Below are 16,353 nucleotides of genomic sequence, written 5' to 3'. Positions count from 1 at the left end.
ATGGGCTTTACGTTCATTCCGGTGGCTGTTAGAGCGGTTCCTGTTTAAACAGAATCGCTTGAACCGCTCTAAGTTTTTGTTTTATCGCATTATCCGACGCAAAACCGTTTCACACTTTTGCTGGAAATGCTCTAACCAACACCCTCTGGTATTACGCCACCGGTCGCAGCCTACCCGGTCAAAACAAGGACAAGACAAGCATTTGCCTGAATGACCGACTGCGCCGTGGCTTTGTAGAAAAGACACGTAAATGACTGAAAAAACAATATATTCCGATTTGAAGCAATTGGGATCGAACACTACCGTTCCGCAATCGCCCGAAGAAGCCATTCTTGAACGGGTGTCAAATCCGCAATCAGGAACACCCTATTGCATCCGCTTTACAGCCCCCGAATTCACGTCCCTCTGCCCGATGACCGGACAGCCGGATTTTGCCCATCTCGTGATCGATTACATTCCTAGCGACTGGCTGGTAGAGAGCAAATCGCTCAAGCTTTTCCTCTTTTCCTTCCGCAATCATGGCGCTTTTCATGAAGATTGCACGGTCAGCATCGGCAAAAGGCTGGTTGAACTGCTCGATCCGCAATGGCTGCGTATTGGCGGCTATTGGTATCCGCGCGGCGGCATCCCCATTGACGTGTTTTATCAGACCGGAGCAGCGCCGCAGGATGTGTGGATTCCTGAACAGGCGGTTCCCAACTATCGCGGTCGCGGCTGATCGGCGCCAAAACCGCTATTGCCGCCCTGCATCCGCGCTTCTATTATCCTCCATCATAGGCATATGCACCGCAAAGGGACCCGGATGAGAAAGATCGCATTATTGATCACGCTTGCAGTGCTTTCCGGTTGCGGTGCCGGAAAAGCTGCGATGGATGCAGGCAAGGGCTTTGATCGTTTTGAATGCATGTCGCGCAATATGAAGGGCGAAACGCCCTGCCCGCAACCCGACAACCCGAACCAGACCCCATAAGCGGAAAGTGACCATCATGGCTGTTCAACCCGAAGACATTCTGAATTTCTGGTTCTCCCCCAAAATGCGGGAAAACTGGTTTGTGAAAAGCGATGAAATCGACACGGAAATACGCGACAGCTTTCTCCCGGCCTATGAGGATGCCCGCAATGAGAAAATGGAAGGCTGGAAACAACAGCCCGAAAGCGCTCTGGCGCTGACCATTTTGTTCGATCAGTTTCCACGAAACATGTTCCGTGGTTCGCCCCGTTCATTTGAAAGCGACGGCCTCGCACGCGACATTGCCGTTCAGGCGCTCGACCATGATTTCGACCGCCAGCTATCCGCCGACCAGCGCCAATTCTTCTATCTGCCGCTTATGCACAGCGAGAAATTGAGCGATCAGAAACGCAGCGTAGAGCTTTATGAAAAACTTGCGGACCCCGTTTCGCTCGACTTTGCCCGGCAGCATCACGATATTATCGAGCGTTTCGGTCGCTTTCCCCATCGCAACAAGGTGCTTGGGCGCGAAACGACAGCCGAAGAAGCCGAATTCCTGAAAGAACATACGGGCTTTTAATCTATAAGAGCCGGTATGGCAGAATTCCACGCCGGTCATGATCGACCGCGATCCGGCTTTTTAATGGCGGCACGGCGCGCTGCACGCATTCGGCGCGCTCGCAAATACGGCATGAAACCCCGATTGGATCAAAGGCTGAGCGTGCCGTAACATCCAGCCCGTCCGCATAGACAAAATCTCTGGCAAAGGCGATCTCGCATCCCAATGAAATTGCATAGCGCCGCTGAGGCGCATTAAACCCGCCATCGCTTTTGGTCAGTTCGGTGGCAATGCATAAATAACGCGCCCCGTCGGGTGTTTCGGCAAGCTGGCGAATAATCCGTCCCGGCGTTTCGAATGCCTGATGCACATTCCATAAGGGACAAGCTGCGCCATAACGGGCGAATTGCAGCTTGGCGGCACTATGCCTCTTGGTAATATTCCCCGCCCGATCAATACGGGCGAAAAATACCGGCACCCCGCGCTGCCCCGGCCGCTGCAAGGTGCTTAGCCGATGCGCCACCTGCTCAAGACTGGCACCGAAGCGCGAGGCAAGCAATTCCAGATCGTGGCGCAACTCGCGGGCTGCGGAAAGAAAGCTCTGGTAAGGCAGAATCAGCGCGCCCGCGAAATAATTGCGCAGTCCGATCTTGCAGATTTCGCTCGCTTCCGTGGAACGGAAATCAGCACGTTTCGCTATAGATGCGATGAGTTCCGCCATTTCCAGTTCGGCAATCTGAAACGCAATCTGAAAATTCCGCGTGGAAGCAGGCGAATAAGGATTAAGATAAAGAACGCGGGCGGCAGGATCGAAGCGACGCAGGATCGTCTCATCGGGCGTTGCGCGCGCAACACGCACGCGATGGCGGTTCTCCATATATTGCGGCAGCACCAGACTGGAATCACGTCCCGCAATATCGAGCTTGGCTGCAAGGTTTTCTGCAGCAATATCAAGTTCATGCATATAATTATCAATAAAATGAAAGAAGTCACGAACCTCTTCATAGGGCGCGGGTTCGGCAATCGACGATGCGCGGCCCAACTGGTTATCCAGACTTGCCAGTTGCTCGCTGTTACGCCGATAGGCCTGATGGCAGGCAATGAGCGCATGCGCCAATCCCGGCACATTCTGCGTAATCAGCTTTAATTCCTGCAAATTGGGTTTGTAATTATCAAAAACCGGGTCTGCCAGCGCTTCCGAAACGGCCGAAAGCAGCCGATCATCATCGCCCAGCGAAATTGCAGCAATATCAATCTGGTAATTTTCAGCCAGCGCGAGCAGCACCGCGGCGGAGACCGGGCGCTGATTATTCTCAATCTGGTTAAGATAACTCGTTGAAATTCCTAAACGTTCAGCAAATCCGGCCTGCGTGGCCTTATGCTGCTCGCGCAATTCCCGGATTTTTCTGCCGACGTAAAGTTTTCTGGGTGCCATATTTGCAAATTCACATTTTACTATTTGCAAATTTATAGATTACACAATCACACCTTTTCAAGCTTTCCGAATGCGGCATACTGGCTCTAAGCAGTAACAGAAAAAACGTCCCGATTTCATCCCTTCCCAAAGAGGCGGCAAACAATGCAGCAACTCCTCGAACAGCTTGAAGCCCGTCGTGCAGAAGCGCGCCTTGGCGGTGGCCAGCGGCGCATCGATGCCCAGCATGGAAAAGGAAAGCTTACAGCGCGCGAAAGGCTGGAAGTCCTTCTCGACGAGGATTCGTTCGAGGAATTCGACATGTATGTCACGCATCGATGCACCGATTTCGGCATGGAACAGCAGAAGGTTGCAGGCGATGGCGTCGTAACCGGCTGGGGTACGATCAATGGGCGACAGGTCTATGTCTTCAGCCAGGATTTTACGGTTCTTGGCGGCTCGCTGTCCGAGACCCATGCCCAGAAAATCTGCAAGATCATGGATATGGCGGTGAAGAACGGCGCGCCCGTCATCGGTCTTAACGATTCTGGCGGAGCACGCATTCAGGAAGGCGTCGCCTCGCTTGCAGGCTATGCCGAGGTCTTCAAGCGCAATGTCGACGCGTCCGGCGTCGTGCCGCAGATTTCCGTCATCATGGGCCCATGCGCAGGCGGCGCTGTCTATTCTCCGGCCATGACGGATTTCATCTTCATGGTGCGTGACAGCTCCTATATGTTCGTCACCGGCCCTGACGTGGTGAAGACCGTCACCAACGAGATCGTCACTGCGGAGGAACTGGGCGGCGCGCGTACCCATACGCAAAAATCCTCCGTCGCCGATGGCGCTTATGAAAACGACATCGAGGCGCTTGAGCAGGTGCGCATGCTGTTCGACTTCCTGCCGCTCAACAACCGTCAGAAGCCCCCTGTGCGCCCTTCTCATGATGATCCGGCCCGACTGGAAATGCGGCTCGACACGCTGGTTCCCAGCAGTGCCACCACGCCCTACGACATGAAAGAACTCATTCTCGCGCTGGCCGATGAAGGCGATTTCTTTGAAATTCAGGAAGCCTTCGCCAAAAACATCATCACCGGCTTTATCCGCATGGAAGGCCAGACCATTGGCGTCGTGGCCAATCAGCCAATGGTGCTCGCGGGATGCCTCGACATTGATTCCTCGCGCAAGGCAGCGCGCTTCGTGCGTTTCTGCGATGCCTTCAGCATCCCGCTGCTCACGCTGGTCGATGTACCGGGCTTCCTGCCCGGAACGGCGCAGGAATATGGCGGTGTCATCAAGCATGGCGCAAAGCTGCTTTTCGCCTATGCACAGGCGACCGTCCCCATGGTTACGCTGATCACGCGCAAAGCCTATGGCGGCGCCTATGATGTGATGGCCTCAAAACATATCGGCGCAGATATAAATTACGCATGGCCAACTGCGGAAATCGCCGTAATGGGCGCAAAGGGCGCAACCGAGATCCTTTATCGCTCGGAATTGGGCGACGCTGAAAAGATCGCGGCCCGCACCAGGGAATATGAAGAGCGCTTCGCAAATCCCTTCGTTGCGGCTGAACGCGGTTTCATCGATGAGGTCATCATGCCGCATTCATCGCGACGCCGTATCGCCCGCGCCTTTGCGAGCCTGCGCAACAAGCAGCAGGACACGCCGTGGAAGAAACACGATACCATTCCCCTCTAATCCGGTAAGCGGGCAGCAAGTTCATGATCAAGAAAATCCTTATTGCCAATCGCGGCGAAATCGCATGCCGGGTCATCAAGACGGCGAAGAAGATGGGCATCGCCACCGTCGCCGTCTATTCCGACGCTGACCGCAATGCGCTTCATGTCAAGATGGCTGACGAAGCAATCCATATCGGCCCGGCTCCATCCAACCAGTCCTATATTGTCATCGACAAGATACTTGATGCCATCAGCAAGACCAGCGCTGATGCCGTCCATCCGGGCTATGGTTTTCTATCCGAAAATCCACTTTTCGCTGAAGCACTCAAGGCTGCAAACGTCACCTTTATTGGCCCGCCGGTGAACGCCATAAAAGCCATGGGCGACAAGATCACCTCCAAGAAGCTGGCCGCAGAAGCGGGCGTTTCAACGGTTCCCGGCCATATGGGCCTGATCGAGAATGCCGACGAAGCGGTAAAAATCGCCGGGTCCATCGGCTATCCGGTCATGATCAAGGCTTCTGCGGGTGGCGGCGGCAAGGGCATGCGCATCGCATGGAACGCTGACGAAGCTCGCGAGGGCTTCCAGCTTTCGCGCAATGAAGCGAAAGCTTCTTTTGGCGATGATCGCATTTTCATTGAAAAATTCGTCACCCAGCCGCGCCATATCGAAATTCAGGTATTGGGCGACCAGCATGGCAATGTGGTCTATCTCGGCGAGCGTGAATGTTCGATCCAGCGGCGCAATCAGAAGGTTATCGAAGAAGCGCCCTCGCCTTTTCTCGATGAAGCAACCCGCAAGGCCATGGGTGAACAGGCCGTCGCTCTGGCAAAGGCGGTTGGTTATTATTCCGCCGGTACGGTGGAATTCATCGTCGATGGCGATCGCAACTTCTATTTCCTTGAAATGAACACCCGCTTGCAGGTCGAGCATCCGGTGACAGAGCTCATCACCGGCATTGATCTGGTCGAGGAAATGATCCGCGTTGCATCGGGCGAAAAGCTGCGCTTCTCTCAATCCGATGTCACACTCAACGGATGGGCCATTGAAAGCCGCCTTTATGCGGAAGACCCTTACCGCAATTTCCTGCCTTCAATCGGGCGTCTGACGCGCTATCGCCCGCCCGTGGAGGGCCGACGCGACGACGGCACCATTATCCGCAATGATACGGGCGTATTCGAAGGCGGCGAGATTTCGATGTATTACGACCCCATGATCGCGAAGCTTTGCGCATGGGGAGCGGATCGCGCCACGGCCATCGACGCAATGAGCGACGCACTCGATGCATTTGAGGTCGAAGGCATAGGCCATAACCTGCCTTTCCTTTCCGCCGTGATGGAACATCGGCGCTTTCGCTCCGGTGCGATCACCACAGCCTTCATCGCGGAGGAATATCCCGATGGTTTTACAGGCGTTCCCTTGTCGGACGGAGATGCGCGGACATTGGCGGCTGTTGCGGCGCAAATCACCCTCACTTTCGAACGGCGCAACGCCCGGATTTCCGGCAGGCTTTCGCCGGAACACCATAGGGCGACAACCGACCGTGTTGTGATGCTGGATGCATTCAGTCTGCCGATCAGGATGACGGAGGGCGAAGGCGGAACCGTCATTGAATTCACTGATGAAGCTGCTGATGTCAGAAGCCTCCCCGTCGCCGGCGACTGGCATCCGGGCAACCAGCTTGGTTCGTTCAGCATTGGCGGCAAGACGATTGCCGTGAAAACCTCGCGTTCCGGCACCGGCTGGCGTCTGCGCTGGCGCGGCATGGACGTGGTAGCCCATGTGCGCCGCCCGCGCGTGGCGGAACTGGCGAAGCTCATGCCGGTCAAGCTGCCGCCCGATACCTCGAAGATGCTGCTTTGCCCCATGCCGGGTGTCATCACCTCCATTCTCGTCAAGGACGGCGAAACGGTCGAAGCCGGTCAGCCGCTTGCAACCGTCGAAGCCATGAAAATGGAAAACGTGCTGCGTGCCGAGCGCCGTGCTACCGTCAAACGCATTACGGCCAGTGAAGGCGCAAGCCTTGCCGTCGATGAACTCATCATGGAATTCGAGTAAGGTCCAAAAATGAGCGAACGCCCCACAAAAGAAGACTGGTCCAAGCTGGCCGAAAAAGAACTCAAACGCCCTGCCGACAGCCTCGTCTGGCATACGCCCGAAGGTATTGATGTAAAGCCGCTTTATACGGCTGACGATCTGGCGGGTATCGGGCATCTCGACACCTTGCCCGGTTTCGAGCCGTTCCTGCGCGGCCCACGCGCCACCATGTATGCGGGCCGTCCATGGACGATCCGCCAATATGCGGGTTTTTCGACAGCGGAGGAATCCAACAACTTCTATCGCAAGGCGCTTGCGGCAGGCCAGCAGGGCGTATCCGTCGCTTTCGATCTGGCCACCCATCGCGGCTATGACAGCGACCATCCGCGCGTTGAAGGCGATGTGGGCAAGGCGGGCGTGGCAATCGATTCCGTTGAGGATATGAAAATCCTCTTCGACGGCATTCCGCTCGAAAAAATCTCGGTTTCCATGACCATGAATGGCGCAGTTATCCCGATACTGGCCAATTTCATTGTCGCGGGCGAGGAACAGGGCGTATCGCGCCAGCTTCTCTCCGGCACCATTCAGAATGATATTCTGAAAGAATTCATGGTCCGCAACACCTATATCTATCCGCCCGAACCTTCCATGCGGATCATTGCGGACATCATCGCCTATACCGCAGCCGAAATGCCCAAATTCAATTCGATTTCCATTTCCGGCTATCATATGCAGGAAGCGGGCGCGACACTCGTACAGGAACTGGCCTTCACCCTTGCAGACGGCCGCGAATATGTGCGCGCCGCGCTCAATAAGGGCCTCAATGTCGATGAATTCGCGGGACGCCTTTCCTTTTTTTTCGCCATCGGCATGAACTTCTTCATGGAGATCGCAAAGCTGCGCGCGGCGCGCCTGCTCTGGTCGCGCATCATGACAGAATTCGAGCCCAAAAAGCCCGGTTCTCTCATGCTTCGCACCCATTGCCAGACTTCGGGCGTGTCGTTGCAGGAGCAGGATCCCTACAACAATATCGTCCGCACGGCTTTCGAAGCCATGTCGGCAGCGCTTGGCGGAACCCAATCGCTTCATACAAACTCGTTTGACGAAGCCATTGCCTTGCCAACGGAATTCTCGGCTCGGATTGCACGCAACACCCAGCTTATCCTGCAAAACGAAACAGGAATCACAAATGTCGTCGATCCGCTGGCAGGCTCCTATTACATCGAAAGCCTGACCAATGAACTGGCGGAAAAAGCATGGGCACTGATCGAGGAAGTCGAAGCGCTCGGCGGCATGACCAAGGCAGTTGAAAGCGGTCTACCCAAGCGGTTGATCGAGGAAGCAGCCACCAGGCGGCAGGCTGCGGTCGATAAAGGCGAAGAGGTGATCGTCGGCGTCAACAAGTTCCGCTTGGAGCAGGAAGACGAGATCGACATTCTCGAAATCGACAATACAGCCGTCCGCCAGTCCCAGATTCGCCGGCTCAACCGCATCAAGCAGACGCGTGACAAGGCGAAAGTGGAAGCCGCTTTGAACGAACTTGAAAGGGTAGCGACAAGCGGAGAAGGCAATCTGCTTGCGGCAGCGGTAGAAGCTTCGCGCGCGCGGGCAAGCGTGGGTGAAATTTCGGACGCCATGCGACGGGTTTTTGGCGATCATGCCGCAGAACCAAAAGTCGTCAAAAAAGTATACGGGACGGCATACAAGGACGAGCCTGAATATCAGACCCTGATTTCACGTCTCGAAGAGTTTTCAGACAAACTGGGTGAAAAGCCCAAGGTAATGGTGGCGAAGCTCGGACAGGACGGCCATGATCGCGGCGCAAAGATCATTGCTTCCGCCTTTGGCGATATAGGTTTCGATGTGCTTGCCGGGCCCTTGTTCCAGACACCGGAAGAAGCCGCCGATATGGCGATCAAAGCCAAGGTCCATGTGCTTGGCGTATCATCGCTCGCCGCCGGACACAAAACGCTCTTGCCTCAGCTTGTCGAAACCCTCAGGAAAAAAGGCGCGGAAAACATCATTGTTGTGTGTGGCGGCGTGGTTCCACGGCAGGATTATCAATATTTGTTCGATCACGGCGTGGCTGCGCTTTTTGGCCCCGGCAGCAATGTAATGGATTGCGCCCGCGCCGTTCTCGATCTTCTTGAAGGCAAGAGACGCAACATATGATTTTTATATAAAATCATATGTTTAAATAAAAATCCTGTTTTATTGAACGAAGACTACCAAGGTGCCAGTTTACGATTTGGGATCGGCTGATGCCGGGATGGCGGAACTCGTCACCGATACCGGATCGCTGGCTGGAAATGTGTCTTCCAGCCCTTCTTCAAGCTGGCGTTCAAGTTCAGCCTTGTCACCTGCCCGACGCGCGCTTGGCCGTGTCAGCAGACTGGCCGGCTCGATGCCGCATTCCGCGCAGGCAACGCCGAATGCCTCCCCCAGCTTGCTGGCTGCACGGCGGATCACTTCATCGCGGCTAAGTTCCGCACCTGTATCATTTTCGACCTTGACTGTAACCCGCTCATCGCCCGGAGCGATAAATTCGACCGCATAAAGCTTGAAGCCACCAATCGAACTGATGCGTGTTTCAACAATCTGCATTTTCATTCCTCCACCTGCTTGCTGCGGGAAATAACGGATAGGAGGGCCGAAGGTTCCCCTGAAGGAACCGCCACAGAACTGAAGCGTTTTGTGCTCGGATAAGGGAGGCAGCAATGTCCAGATTTTTCACACGCCTGAGCGAACAGGCCGCAGAGCTTGCAGGCCATTATGCGGCATTCATTCTCGCGGCTTTATTTGTCATTCTTTGGGCCATCAGTGGCCCGTTCTTCAACTTCTCCGATACATGGCAGCTCGTCGTAAACACTTCGACGACGATCATTACCTTCCTGATGGTCTTCCTGATTCAGAACGCCCAGAACCGCGAAGCAAGCGCCACACAAGCCAAGCTGGATGAAATTCTCAGCATTGTCTCCACCACCCACAGCATCACCATAGGCGCCGAGCACCTCCCTTTGAACAAGCTGAAAGTCATTCTCAAACATCTGGAAGAGCAGTCTGAAATCGACCCGGACAAACACAAGAGCGCTTAAACTCGCTGCCGCGCCTATGCATCCAGACCGGCAAAATAAAGGCCAAATCCTTGCATCAGGCGGCGAATGGCATAATCGGGATTTTGTGAGGTGAAGACCGCTAGATCGTCATGATGATGGCGTTCTTCATCGCTCTGGCGTGGTGGTAGCAGCGATAAGGTACGCCGCGCGATTGCTTCCGCCGGATCAAGCCAGTCGACCGGCCACGGGGCAAGACGGCGAAAGACATTGACGAGAAATGGATAATGGGTGCAGGCAAGCACGACAATATCCGTACGCTGCCCGTTCCTTTCCACAAAGCATGGTGCCATTTGCTCGATTACCAGCGCATCGTCGATCTCCTCGCCGCGAATATGCGCTTCGGCAATGCTTGCCAAACGGTTTGCCCCCACAAGCCGCACATGGCATTGCGTAGCAAAGGATTGGATCAGATCGCGCGTATAGGCCCGCTTGACGGTCCCCGGCGTGGCGAGAACCGACACCAGCCCCGATGATGTGCGCTCGGCAGCAGGTTTGATTGCGGGCACCGTGCCTACAAACGGCACAGCCGGGTAGGCCCGGCGCAGATCATCTAGCACCAGGGTCGAAGCCGTATTGCAGGCAATAACGATAATCTCGGGGTCGTATTCCTCTATAAAGCGCCCGAAAAGATCAACAATGCGTGCACGCAGCGCTTCCTCTTCCCAATCGCCGTAAGGAAATCCGGCGTCGTCCGCGATATAGACATAACGCCGGTCCGGTATCAGCACCCGCGCCTCACGCAATACCGTCAAACCGCCAATCCCGCTATCGAAGACCAGCACAGGCCTTGCATTGCTTGCTGGCGGCCGACCGGAAATTGCGGCTGCGGGTGCATGTTTCATTCCGGCCTCTCCTCCTGCACAGCTTTGCGCGAGCGCCCTTCCGGCGCGCCCGATCCGCGCGGTTTTTTGGGCGTGAATATATCAAGCGATGTGATGACCCCACGCAGAAGCTTCAGCTCCGCAGAGGCAAACCCCGCGCGCGTGAGTACGGCGCGCAAATTATTGACCATGACTTCCTTGCGCGCGGCAGGGCGAAAATATCCCCGCACATCAAGTGCTTCTTCAAGATGGTTGAACAACCCCTGCAACTCGCCCTTGGGCGCGATTTCCATTTCCGGCCCACGAAAAACCGTATCGGTTTCCGCTTCAAGGCCCGACTTCATCCATTCATAGGACATAAGCAGCACGGCCTGCGCAATATTGAGCGATGCAAATGCAGGATTGACCGGAAATGTTACCAGCTCGTCCGCAAGCCCGACCTCTTCATTGCTCAGGCCGAAGCGTTCGCGCCCGAACAGGATTCCGCTCTTTTCGCCAGAGCGAAAACGCCTTCGCAAATCGCTGCTTGCTTCGACGGCGCTGCGCACCTGCTTGAAGCCGTCGCGCTCGCGCGCTGTGGTGGCATAGACAAAATTGAGATCCGCAATAGCCGACGGCAGATCGTCATAGACCTTGGCATTGTCGATGACGTGGTCGGCCTTGCTGGCCGCGGCGCGCGCCTTCTCACTGGGAAACTCTTCGCGTGGATTGACAAGCCGCAACTCACCAAGGCCGAAATTCGCCATGGCGCGCGCCACCATGCCGATATTCTCCGGCAATTGCGGATTAACCAGAATAATCGCCGGGCCTTCCGCGATGATTGCGCGCTGCTTGTCAGTTCCTGCCATGATATTTTCCGTCAATACGATTGGTTCACGGCGTTTCCCTGACATAATTGACACGAAATCTCAAAGATATTGTTACACGCTCAGCGGCGATGTAGGCATAGCTCCGCACGCATCGCACCACGCGATCCATGCGTCTAAAAAGCGTCGATCGCTTTATTTCACCACATGCCAGACGCCGCCTTTACCGTCGCCCTTCGCATCTCCGGCAGCCATGTCTTCATGGTAGAGATATAAGGGCTTGCCTTTATAGGCCCACATATCCTTGCCGTCAGAGCTTTTGACGATGCTGAAATCGCCTTCCGCCATGGCCGAACCTTCCGTATGAAAAGCGGGCCACATTTTCAGGCATTTTTCATCGCATGCCGATTTGCCGTCCTTGTCCTTGTCGAAAATGTAAAGCGTCATGCCTGCCGGCGTTACCAGGACTGTGCCGGCCTGCGTATCGGCCATTTTAGCGGGTTCCGCAGCAAAAGCGCCCACACTCGCAGCAACGACGATGCCGCATGCTAAAAGCAGATTTCTCATGGCTTTTCTCCCTGAACGGGAACATGGCGCGTTTCAATTCGAACGGCTCGAATGTTCCCGTCAGTAAGCTGCGCCCATTAACAGACAGAAATATGGCTAACGCTCCCGCAAGCGCCGTCCTTCGCATATTTTGATCAGGGAAATCCCCTTATTGGCTAAAGAATAAGCCTCCGGCGCTTTGCCTTCTGGCCTACCGATGCTATACGGACCCGACGCATTCAATAAGAGGCTTTATCAATGGCAAAAATCAAGGTTGCAAACCCGGTCGTTGAACTCGACGGCGACGAGATGACCCGCATCATCTGGCAGTTCATCAAGGACAAGCTGATCCATCCCTATCTCGACATCGATCTTAAATATTACGATCTGTCCGTCGAACATCGCGACGCGACCAACGATCAGGTCACCATTGACGCTGCCAATGCCATCAAGGAACACGGCGTCGGTGTGAAATGCGCAACCATCACGCCAGATGAAACCCGCGTTGAGGAATTCAAGCTCAAGAAGATGTGGAAGTCGCCAAACGGCACGATCCGCAATATTCTCGGCGGTGTGATTTTCCGCGAGCCGATCATCGCAAAGAATGTCCCGCGCCTGGTTCCGGGCTGGACTCAGCCAATCATCGTTGGCCGCCACGCTTTTGGCGATCAGTACCGCGCCACCGATTTCAAATTCCCCGGCAAAGGCAAGCTGACGATCAAGTTTGTCGGCGAAGATGGCGAAACCATCGAGCATGAAGTCTTCGACGCCCCCTCTTCGGGCGTTGCCATGGCCATGTATAATCTTGATGATTCCATCCGCGATTTCGCACGCGCTTCCCTTAACTATGGCCTGCAGCGTGGTTATCCGGTCTATCTGTCGACCAAGAACACCATTCTCAAGGCTTATGACGGTCGCTTCAAGGACATCTTCCAGGAAGTATACGACGCCGAATTTGCTGAAAAATTCAAGGAAGCCAAGATTTGGTATGAGCACCGCCTCATCGACGATATGGTTGCTTCCGCGCTCAAGTGGTCCGGCGGTTATGTCTGGGCGTGCAAGAACTATGACGGCGACGTCCAGTCCGACATCGTCGCGCAGGGCTTCGGCTCGCTCGGCCTGATGACTTCGGTTCTCATGACGCCGGATGGCAAGACCGTTGAAGCCGAAGCCGCACACGGCACCGTGACGCGCCACTATCGCCAGCACCAGAAGGGCGAGGAAACCTCGACCAACTCGATTGCTTCGATCTTTGCATGGACCCGTGGCCTCGCCCATCGCGCCAAGCTCGATAACAATGCCGAACTCAAGCGCTTTGCCGAAACATTGGAAAAGGTCTGCATCGATACCGTTGAAGCAGGCTTCATGACCAAGGATCTGGCCCTTCTCATCGGTCCCGATCAGCCCTGGCTTTCCACCACCGGCTTCCTCGACAAGATCGATGAGAACCTGCAAAAGGCGATGGCTGCTTAAATCGTCACCACGACCTGAAAACAAAAAAACGGCGGGAACTCCCCGCCGTTTTTCTTTGAACATTCCCAGTTTCCATACTGAATCAAAAAGGCCGGGTTTCGCCCGGCCTTCTGGTTGCAGAAACCTATATATCAGGCGATCAATGCCTTGACTGCCGCAACCGCATCATCGGCTTTGCTGCCGTCCGGCCCGCCCGCCTGCGCCATATCCGGACGCCCGCCGCCACCGGCGCCGCCCAGAGCAGCAGAAGCCGCGCGCACCAGATCGACCGCACTAAAACGGCCCACAAGATCATCGGTAACGCCGACAACGGCGCTGGCCTTGCCATCTTCACCGACGCCGATGAATACGACAATGCCGGACCCGACCTGCTTCTTGCCTTCATCGGTCAGCGGCTTGAGATCGCGCGGCGAGACGCCAGTAACGATCTTGCTGAGGAAATTCACGCCGTTCACAATCTCCACTGCGCTGCCGCCATCTGCGGAACCGCCGCCAAGCGCCAGCTTCTTGCGCATATCCGACAATTCACGCTCAAGCTTCTTGCGCTCATCAATAAGTGCTGTGACTCGATCGAGCGCGTCAGCCGGTGTGGTCTTGAGCGCGCTGGCAATGGCCTTGACGCGCTCATCCTGTTCCTCAAGATAAAGCCGCGCCGCCTCGCCTGTCAGCGCTTCGAGGCGCCGGACCCCGGCAGCGACCGCGCTTTCCGAAACGATCCGCACCAGTCCAATATCACCCGTCTGCCGCACATGCGTGCCGCCGCAAAGCTCTACCGAATAGGTTTTCCCGGCCTTGGGACCGTGTTTTGCGGTTCCCATCGAAACAACGCGCACTTCATCGCCATATTTTTCACCAAAAAGCGCCATCGCGCCTTCGGCAATCGCATCATCCACGGCCATCAGCCGCGTGGAAACGGGCGAATTCTGCAGCACGATTTCATTGGCCAGATTTTCGACTGTCGCGAGTTCTTCCGCAGAAATAGGCTTGGGATGCGAGAAGTCAAAACGCAGGCGATCAGGAGCCACAAGGGACCCCTTCTGCGCTACATGAGAACCGAGCGTTTCCCGCAGCGCTTCGTGAAGAAGATGGGTCGCCGAGTGGTTGGAGCGAATACGCGTGCGGCGATCAGAATCGACCTTCAATTCAACCGCTTCACCGGTTTTTGCCCGCCCTTTGGTAACTTCGCCGATATGAACGAAAACGCCTTCGCCCTTCTTCTGCGTGTCGCGGATGGCAATCTCAAAGCCTTCACCCGAAATAATGCCGGTATCGCCCTGCTGGCCGCCAGATTCCCCATAAAAGGGCGTCTGGTTAACCACGACCGAAATCGCCTCGCCTTCCGAAGCAGACGCTACTTCCGCGCCCTCGCGAACCAGTGCGGCAATCACGCCTTCGGCTTTTTCGGTTTCATAGCCAAGGAATTCCGTCGCACCGACCTTATCCTTAATTCCAAACCAGATGGTTTCGGTAGCAGCCTCACCCGAACCGGTCCAGTTGGCGCGCGCTTCAGCCTTCTGGCGTTCCATGGCGGTATTGAAACCGTCAACATCCACCGCAATGCCGCGCTGGCGCAACGCATCCTGCGTCAGATCAAGCGGGAAGCCATAGGTGTCATAAAGCTTGAAAGCTGTTTCACCATCCAGGCGATCACCTTCAACGAGCGTCTCAGAGGCCTCCGAAAGCAGTCCCAGCCCCCTTTCGAGGGTCTTACGGAAGCGGGTTTCCTCCAGCTTGAGGGTTTCGGAAATAAGGGCTTCCGCCCGCAGAAGTTCCGGATAAGCCTGCCCCATTTCACGAACCAATGTCGGAAGCAGACGCCACATCAAAGGTTCTTTCGCACCCAGCAACTGCGCATGCCGCATAGCGCGGCGCATGATGCGGCGAAGCACATAGCCGCGGCCTTCATTGGACGGCAGAACGCCGTCGGCAATCAGGAAGCTGGCTGCACGCAGATGATCGGCAATCACTCGATGGCTGGCACGGAAATCGCCTTCAGCCCTGACGCCGGTTGCGTCTTCCGACGCGCGGATCAGCGCCTTGAAAAGATCGATGTCGTAATTGTCGTGCACCCCCTGCAAGACGGCGGCAATACGTTCGAGCCCCATGCCTGTGTCGATGGAGGGACGCGGCAGATCGACACGCTGTTCAGGCGTAAGCTGCTCGAACTGCATGAAAACGAGATTCCAGATCTCGATAAAGCGGTCGCCGTCTTCCTCTGCCGATCCGGGAGGGCCGCCCCAGATATGCTCGCCATGGTCATAGAAAATTTCCGAACACGGACCGCATGGTCCCGTATCGCCCATGGCCCAGAAATTATCGCTCGTCGCAATGCGGATGATGCGCTCGTCCGGCAGACCGGCAATCTTCTTCCAGAAATTCGCTGCATCCTCATCTGTATGGTAGACGGTGACGAGCAGCTTGTCCTTGGCAAGACCGAACTCTTTCGTGATCAGGTTCCAGGCAAAGCTGATTGCTTCGTCCTTGAAATAATCGCCGAAAGAGAAATTCCCCAACATTTCGAAGAATGTGTGATGGCGGGCCGTATAACCGACATTGTCGAGGTCGTTATGCTTGCCGCCGGCACGCACGCATTTTTGCGCGGTAACCGCACGACTGTAGGGACGGTGCTCAAGCCCGGTAAAGACATTCTTGAACTGCACCATGCCCGCATTGGTGAACATCAGCGTGGGGTCATTTCGCGGCACCAACGGGCTTGATGAAACAACCTCATGTCCGTTCTTGTTAAAGTAATCAAGAAACGTGGATCTGATTTCGTTGACGCCAGCCATAATTCACCCTTGGGCTTCCCCGCCCTGCATGGATGCGTCCATACATAAGAACGCATCAATTTGTCTTTCTCACCCCGGCGCTACAGCAATATGCAACATTCTGATGCCGCCACGCTTTATCCCCCGACAAGGGACGCGCCATGAAGAGTTTCGGTTGATCGCTT

The 16,353-nt window shown here is 55.6% G+C and carries 14 protein-coding genes; 8 read left to right on the top strand and 6 right to left on the bottom strand.

Features of this window, described 5'->3' with window-relative positions; translation table 11 throughout:
• Nucleotides 1-250: 250 nt before the first annotated feature.
• From queF to DKP76_RS08470, 3 genes are all read left to right on the top strand, one after another.
• On the top strand, nt 251-718 hold the full coding sequence (queF, locus tag DKP76_RS08475; RefSeq protein WP_109706028.1) for a preQ(1) synthase: 468 nt from the start codon (nt 251-253) through the stop codon (nt 716-718).
• An 84-nt stretch (nt 719-802) separates the two neighbouring features.
• The gene (locus DKP76_RS19355; RefSeq protein ID WP_199224783.1) at nt 803-970 is read left to right on the top strand and encodes a hypothetical protein; all 168 of its coding nucleotides are present in this window, start codon (nt 803-805) and stop codon (nt 968-970) included.
• A 16-nt stretch (nt 971-986) separates the two neighbouring features.
• Nucleotides 987-1,529 carry a DUF924 family protein gene (locus DKP76_RS08470; RefSeq protein WP_109706027.1) on the top strand — a complete coding sequence of 181 codons (543 nt, stop codon included), beginning with the start codon at nt 987-989 and terminating at the stop codon, nt 1,527-1,529.
• A gap of 1 nt (nt 1,530) precedes the next feature.
• On the opposite strand, the gene DKP76_RS08465 is transcribed toward DKP76_RS08470, so the two are convergent.
• The gene (locus tag DKP76_RS08465; RefSeq protein ID WP_109706026.1) at nt 1,531-2,943 is read right to left on the bottom strand and encodes a helix-turn-helix domain-containing protein; all 1,413 of its coding nucleotides are present in this window, start codon (nt 2,941-2,943) and stop codon (nt 1,531-1,533) included.
• A gap of 144 nt (nt 2,944-3,087) precedes the next feature.
• Between DKP76_RS08465 and DKP76_RS08460 the strand changes: the two genes are divergently transcribed.
• Genes DKP76_RS08460 through scpA form a run of 3 tightly spaced genes read left to right on the top strand, consistent with a single transcriptional unit; the run spans nt 3,088 to nt 8,810 of the window.
• Nucleotides 3,088-4,620, top strand: coding sequence for an acyl-CoA carboxylase subunit beta (locus tag DKP76_RS08460; RefSeq protein WP_109706025.1), 1,533 nt, complete (start codon nt 3,088-3,090; stop codon nt 4,618-4,620).
• A 23-nt stretch (nt 4,621-4,643) separates the two neighbouring features.
• A complete protein-coding gene (locus tag DKP76_RS08455) occupies nt 4,644-6,659 on the top strand; it encodes an acetyl-CoA carboxylase biotin carboxylase subunit (protein ID WP_109706024.1) in 2,016 nt (671 codons plus the stop codon).
• Nucleotides 6,660-6,668: 9 nt separating this feature from the next.
• Nucleotides 6,669-8,810: a methylmalonyl-CoA mutase gene (gene scpA / locus DKP76_RS08450; protein ID WP_109706023.1), complete on the top strand. Its 2,142-nt coding sequence runs from the start codon at nt 6,669-6,671 to the stop codon at nt 8,808-8,810.
• 69 nt (nt 8,811-8,879) lie between these two features.
• On the opposite strand, the gene DKP76_RS08445 is transcribed toward scpA, so the two are convergent.
• Nucleotides 8,880-9,242 carry a hypothetical protein gene (locus DKP76_RS08445; RefSeq protein ID WP_109706022.1) on the bottom strand — a complete coding sequence of 121 codons (363 nt, stop codon included), beginning with the start codon at nt 9,240-9,242 and terminating at the stop codon, nt 8,880-8,882.
• A gap of 113 nt (nt 9,243-9,355) precedes the next feature.
• On the opposite strand from DKP76_RS08445, the gene DKP76_RS08440 reads away from it, so the two are divergent.
• Nucleotides 9,356-9,733 carry a low affinity iron permease family protein gene (locus DKP76_RS08440; protein ID WP_109706021.1) on the top strand — a complete coding sequence of 126 codons (378 nt, stop codon included), beginning with the start codon at nt 9,356-9,358 and terminating at the stop codon, nt 9,731-9,733.
• Between the two features lie 14 nt (nt 9,734-9,747).
• On the opposite strand, the gene murI is transcribed toward DKP76_RS08440, so the two are convergent.
• The 3 genes from murI to DKP76_RS08425 form a co-directional block, all read right to left on the bottom strand.
• Nucleotides 9,748-10,596 carry a glutamate racemase gene (murI, locus tag DKP76_RS08435; protein ID WP_109706020.1) on the bottom strand — a complete coding sequence of 283 codons (849 nt, stop codon included), beginning with the start codon at nt 10,594-10,596 and terminating at the stop codon, nt 9,748-9,750.
• Nucleotides 10,593-11,423, bottom strand: a complete 831-nt coding sequence (locus DKP76_RS08430; RefSeq protein ID WP_109706499.1) for an RNA methyltransferase — start codon at nt 11,421-11,423, stop codon at nt 10,593-10,595. The genes murI and DKP76_RS08430 overlap by 4 nt, the downstream gene beginning before the upstream one ends.
• 153 nt (nt 11,424-11,576) lie before the next feature.
• Nucleotides 11,577-11,948 carry a COG4315 family predicted lipoprotein gene (locus DKP76_RS08425; protein WP_109706019.1) on the bottom strand — a complete coding sequence of 124 codons (372 nt, stop codon included), beginning with the start codon at nt 11,946-11,948 and terminating at the stop codon, nt 11,577-11,579.
• A gap of 237 nt (nt 11,949-12,185) precedes the next feature.
• On the opposite strand from DKP76_RS08425, the gene DKP76_RS08420 reads away from it, so the two are divergent.
• Entirely contained in the window at nt 12,186-13,400 is a 1,215-nt protein-coding gene (locus DKP76_RS08420) for an NADP-dependent isocitrate dehydrogenase (RefSeq protein WP_109706018.1), read from the top strand.
• 131 nt (nt 13,401-13,531) lie between these two features.
• Here the strand turns inward: DKP76_RS08420 and alaS are convergent, their stop codons facing one another.
• On the bottom strand, nt 13,532-16,189 hold the full coding sequence (gene alaS, locus DKP76_RS08415; protein ID WP_109706017.1) for an alanine--tRNA ligase: 2,658 nt from the start codon (nt 16,187-16,189) through the stop codon (nt 13,532-13,534).
• Nucleotides 16,190-16,353: the final 164 nt, after the last annotated feature.

Source organism: Falsochrobactrum shanghaiense (assembly GCF_003149535.1).
GTDB classification, from domain to species: Bacteria; Pseudomonadota; Alphaproteobacteria; order Rhizobiales; family Rhizobiaceae; genus Brucella; species Brucella shanghaiense.
This window is presented reverse-complemented; position numbering and strand designations above follow the sequence as displayed.

Coding starts and splice junctions, on each gene's coding strand:
- DKP76_RS08430 (WP_109706499.1), bottom strand. CDS start 11,423: ATGGCAGGAACTGACAAGCAGCGCGCAATCATCGCGGAAGGCCCGGCG.
- DKP76_RS08455 (WP_109706024.1), top strand. CDS start 4,644: ATGATCAAGAAAATCCTTATTGCCAATCGCGGCGAAATCGCATGCCGG.
- DKP76_RS08470 (WP_109706027.1), top strand. CDS start 987: ATGGCTGTTCAACCCGAAGACATTCTGAATTTCTGGTTCTCCCCCAAA.
- DKP76_RS08425 (WP_109706019.1), bottom strand. CDS start 11,948: ATGAGAAATCTGCTTTTAGCATGCGGCATCGTCGTTGCTGCGAGTGTG.
- scpA (WP_109706023.1), top strand. CDS start 6,669: ATGAGCGAACGCCCCACAAAAGAAGACTGGTCCAAGCTGGCCGAAAAA.
- DKP76_RS08465 (WP_109706026.1), bottom strand. CDS start 2,943: ATGGCACCCAGAAAACTTTACGTCGGCAGAAAAATCCGGGAATTGCGC.
- DKP76_RS08445 (WP_109706022.1), bottom strand. CDS start 9,242: ATGCAGATTGTTGAAACACGCATCAGTTCGATTGGTGGCTTCAAGCTT.
- alaS (WP_109706017.1), bottom strand. CDS start 16,189: ATGGCTGGCGTCAACGAAATCAGATCCACGTTTCTTGATTACTTTAAC.
- queF (WP_109706028.1), top strand. CDS start 251: ATGACTGAAAAAACAATATATTCCGATTTGAAGCAATTGGGATCGAAC.
- DKP76_RS08460 (WP_109706025.1), top strand. CDS start 3,088: ATGCAGCAACTCCTCGAACAGCTTGAAGCCCGTCGTGCAGAAGCGCGC.
- murI (WP_109706020.1), bottom strand. CDS start 10,596: ATGAAACATGCACCCGCAGCCGCAATTTCCGGTCGGCCGCCAGCAAGC.
- DKP76_RS08440 (WP_109706021.1), top strand. CDS start 9,356: ATGTCCAGATTTTTCACACGCCTGAGCGAACAGGCCGCAGAGCTTGCA.
- DKP76_RS19355 (WP_199224783.1), top strand. CDS start 803: ATGAGAAAGATCGCATTATTGATCACGCTTGCAGTGCTTTCCGGTTGC.
- DKP76_RS08420 (WP_109706018.1), top strand. CDS start 12,186: ATGGCAAAAATCAAGGTTGCAAACCCGGTCGTTGAACTCGACGGCGAC.